Origin of the sequence: Clostridioides sp. ZZV15-6383, assembly GCF_020657735.1 — a bacterium.
Classification (GTDB): domain Bacteria; phylum Bacillota; class Clostridia; order Peptostreptococcales; family Peptostreptococcaceae; genus Clostridioides; species Clostridioides difficile_D.
Genome location: NZ_JAGWCV010000107.1, coordinates 1 through 3,918, shown reverse-complemented (window position 1 = coordinate 3,918; position 3,918 = coordinate 1). Strand labels below are relative to the sequence as shown.

At 27.1% G+C, this 3,918-nt stretch carries 3 protein-coding genes; all 3 read left to right on the top strand.

The window, feature by feature from the left end; genetic code table 11:
* Positions 1-367 precede the first annotated feature (367 nt).
* From KGF42_RS18785 to KGF42_RS18775, 3 genes are read left to right on the top strand one after another with little or no spacing between them, the layout of a single operon-like run.
* A complete protein-coding gene (locus tag KGF42_RS18785; protein WP_227826882.1) occupies positions 368-1,171 on the top strand; it encodes a hypothetical protein in 804 nt (267 codons plus the stop codon).
* A gap of 11 nt (positions 1,172-1,182) precedes the next feature.
* The gene (locus tag KGF42_RS18780; RefSeq protein ID WP_227826881.1) at positions 1,183-2,313 is read left to right on the top strand and encodes an ATP-binding protein; all 1,131 of its coding nucleotides are present in this window, start codon (positions 1,183-1,185) and stop codon (positions 2,311-2,313) included.
* Positions 2,314-2,316: 3 nt separating this feature from the next.
* Positions 2,317-3,726, top strand: a complete 1,410-nt coding sequence (locus KGF42_RS18775) for a VWA-like domain-containing protein (protein WP_227826880.1) — start codon at positions 2,317-2,319, stop codon at positions 3,724-3,726.
* Positions 3,727-3,918 lie beyond the last annotated feature (192 nt).

Sequence of the window (3,918 nt, the reverse complement as noted above, 5' to 3'; positions counted from 1 at the left end):
ATAATAATGAAAGAATACAATTAAAAAACGGAATGAGTCCGATTGAATATCGAACTCATTCCGAGTAAAGATAGCCTTTTTTAAGTCTGTCTACTTGACAGGGACATATCCAATTTTGAGACAGCCTATTTTTTATTATTAATATTAGCATTGTATTTTAATATAATTTTATAAATAATAGAAATATATTTATACTTATAACTTAATTTTATTAGTTTCTAGAAATTTTTTTATATATTGGTATAATTATTCTGTTTAAATTTGCTTAAAAAGTATATTAATTATAATAAGAAACAATTATATAAATAGGAATAGATTATTATAATTAATATAGATATAAAAATAATTATAGAAAGAAAGGCACATTATGGAAAAATCAAGAGTTATTGAAATGATAAAAAATAATCCCAATATTATAGCTACTATAGATAATCCAACTGATGAAATGAAATTATTAGCTATTAAAGAAAATGGGCTTGTACTAGAATATATAGATAATCCAACTAGAGAGATGCAAGAATTAGCAATAGATAACAATATTAGAGCAATCAAATTTATTGATAATCCAACAGAAGATATGATGATAAAAGCAGTAAGTGAGGGATGGAGTATACTGGATTATATCAAAAACCCAACTGATAGAGTTATTGAGATGGCTATAAATCAAGCAGGATGGGCAATTAAATATGCTAAAAATCCAAGTGAAGAGTTGCAATTGTTAGCTGTAAGAAAAAATTACGATTCAATAAAGTTTATAAAAAAACCTTATGAAAGCGTACAAGAAGAGGCAGTGAGAATAAGTTATGATGCCTTGAGGTATATAGAGTCACCTAGTTATAGTGCAGAACTTATAGCTATAAAAAATAATGAAGCAGCTATTAGCTTTATAACTGATTTAGATAAGAATAAAATGTTGGAATTTCTAAAAGTGAATATTTTAGTGATTAAGTACATTATAAAGAAAATATCTAAAGATGAATTGGAGGAAGTATTAAAAGAAGTATTATCAAAAGAAGATGTTGAAGAGAAGTATATTAGAGATTTTTTAAATTGTAGTGTTATAGATAGAAATAGTGAGAATATACCAATAGATAAAATTATGTTTATTTATAAATATGGAAGTAAGACAGCAAAAAAAATAGCTGTAGATGAGAAATTAAAGATTATTTAGGAGAGATAAAAATGAATTTTATAGACACATTAAAAAGCGTTGACTTAATATTATCCACTGGAGAAGTACCTTTAATAGTAGGTGAAAGTGGAATAGGAAAAACAGCTTTAGCAAATAAGCTTGCCAAAGAAAATGATTGGAGTTTAGTTGTTATTGATGGAAACCTGCTTAAAGAGGGTGAAATAGGTGGTCTTCCTACTATAGAATCTTATGTAGGAGTTAATTCTAATGGATACAAGACTGAAAAGAAAACAACAGTATATGCTGTTCATAACAAATTAAGGGAAATTGATGAAGAGATATCTAAAGGTAAGATAGTTCTTTTATTTATAGATGAGATAAATCGTTGTGAGCATACAGTACAGCAAGAACTTATGAATTTAATTTTAAATAGAGAAATTAATGAATATAAATTGCATGATGATGTAAAGATTTTAGCAGCGATGAATCCATCAAGCAAATATGGTTCAGATTTTGATTATCAAGTTGTAGATATGGATGCAGCTCAAGAAAATAGGTTTGTTTGGTTAAGTATGGAGAGTGACCATACGCAATGGTTAAAATGGGCAATAGATGAGGGAATTGAAAGAAAAGTTATCGAATTTATTTCCACTTTTCCAGAATATCTGCATAAAATAAACGAAGATGATGTAAGAGCAACTCCTAGAAGTTATGAAAGAGTATCTAAAATTTATAAAGTTTATAAGGAAAAAAATAATTTTATTCCTAGATCAGTATTTTTAAATGTTATAAAAGGGAATGTAGGTAAGGTTATTGCAGAAGAGTTTATAAGCTTTATTGAATCAGATTCTAAACCATTAATATCCTATGAAGATGTTTTTTTAGGAGAATCTATTGATGAGTCCATTGTAGAAAGAGTAAAAAATGAGAGTCATACAAGACTTTATCTATCAGCTATGAATATCTTAAAAAACTTAGAACTAAATATTAAGAATGATAAATATGAATCAAACCACTATATTAATAGATTTATTGAGTTTTTAAAAATGTATCCTGTAGATTTAATGATAGGAATTATGAAGGATATTAGAAACAGTTATATTGAAGTATATAAAAAAGCTATAGAAAATGAAGAGTTTGTAAAATCATATTTTGAATCTTATAGTTTAATAAGGGGATAATGTATGAAAACTTATTTTGATAAACAAGTAAATGAGCTTTATAATAAAGCCAGCGAAATTATAAATACTCATTCTATGCTAAAGGCAAATCGTGCTAATGAGAAATTTGATATAGATATACCACAAGATTTTAAGTATGAGTTTTTTAGTCTTATAGATAAAGTGAATTTAAGTCTTATGGAAGAAGAAGATAATTTTTATGGATATTTTTTGTTTCAGATGTCAAGGGAGATAAGATTTGATATAAGTAGTCCTACAGGTGTGAATTTTAAGGGAGCTAAATATGTTATATATTTCAATCCAATAATTTTTTTAACACTTGATATAAATCAAATGGAAACTACAATTAAACATGAAATTCATCATATATTATCTATGCATTTAGTGAGAGCAAAGGAATTAAAAGGAAAGTATAGTACTTTGGCCATTAATATGGCAATGGATATAGTAGTAAATAAATTTTTAAATAATTTACCACCATATGCAACTACTTTGGAGTGGGTAAACTTAAAATATTCATTAAAACTTGAGCCATATGAACCTTTTGAATATTATGTAGAAAAGATTCAAACTGAATTAGATTTGATGGAAGAAGATGAAGATGGTGAAGAAGATGATAGTGATAAATATGGAGATATAGAAACTGGTTATAGTCCAGAAAAAACTCATGATATCTGGGATGAATCCAATGAGATAGATGAAAATACTCTTAGAGAATTTACTGAAAAATTTATTAACAGTTCTCAAAAAGGTAAAATTCCTGCTTATTTAGAAAGTATGATATCATCACTTAAAAATAGTAAGGGTGAATTGCCATGGAATTTATATCTTAATAGAATAATGGGAACAGTTGAAAGTAATAAAAAAAAGACTATGACAAGAAGAAATAGAAGACAACCAAATCGTTTAGATTTGAGGGGGGAGCTTAGAAGTCACAAGGCAGAAATAGCAGTTGCACTTGATATAAGTGGAAGTATCAGTGATGAAGAGTTTAAACAAGCGATTAAAGAAGTACTTAATATAGTGAAAAATTATAATCATGAAATTACAATTATAGAGTGTGATAATGAAATTAGACGTGTATATAAAGTGAGAACTGAAAGAGACGTAAAGGATAGAATTAGGATAGGTGGAGGTACTAGATTTTCTCCAGTCTTTGAATATGCTAATAATAAAAAGGTTAATTTGTTGGTTTACTTTACTGATGGTAAGGGGGAAAATAAGCTACAAGTAGTACCTAGAGGATATAAAATTTTATGGGTTATTTCTGGAAGAGGAGATAAACTTTCACTAAAAGAGCCTTATGGGGCAGTTAAAAAACTTACTAAAGTTGAAGTAAAGAATGAAATATTAGAGATAAATGATGTAAGAAATGATGGATATTCAATGAATAGCCAAGCACCAATTTTATAAGTATTTACGAGAGATAAACTATTTTAATTTATACTTGATATGATTGTTATAGAAATCTAAAAAATGGGGCTGTCGCACTAAAAAATAGTGCTACGCCCCTTTTTTGTATAAAAAAAATAAATCCCAAGTTCAAAAGAGCCTGGGATTCTTGTATAATAATTGTATGCAAAAACAAAATACTATACAAATTGA

Excerpts from the sequence above, each read along its gene's own strand:
- KGF42_RS18775 (WP_227826880.1), top strand. The coding sequence starts at position 2,317 with ATGAAAACTTATTTTGATAAACAAGTAAATGAGCTTTATAATAAAGCC.
- KGF42_RS18780 (WP_227826881.1), top strand. The coding sequence starts at position 1,183 with ATGAATTTTATAGACACATTAAAAAGCGTTGACTTAATATTATCCACT.
- KGF42_RS18785 (WP_227826882.1), top strand. The coding sequence starts at position 368 with ATGGAAAAATCAAGAGTTATTGAAATGATAAAAAATAATCCCAATATT.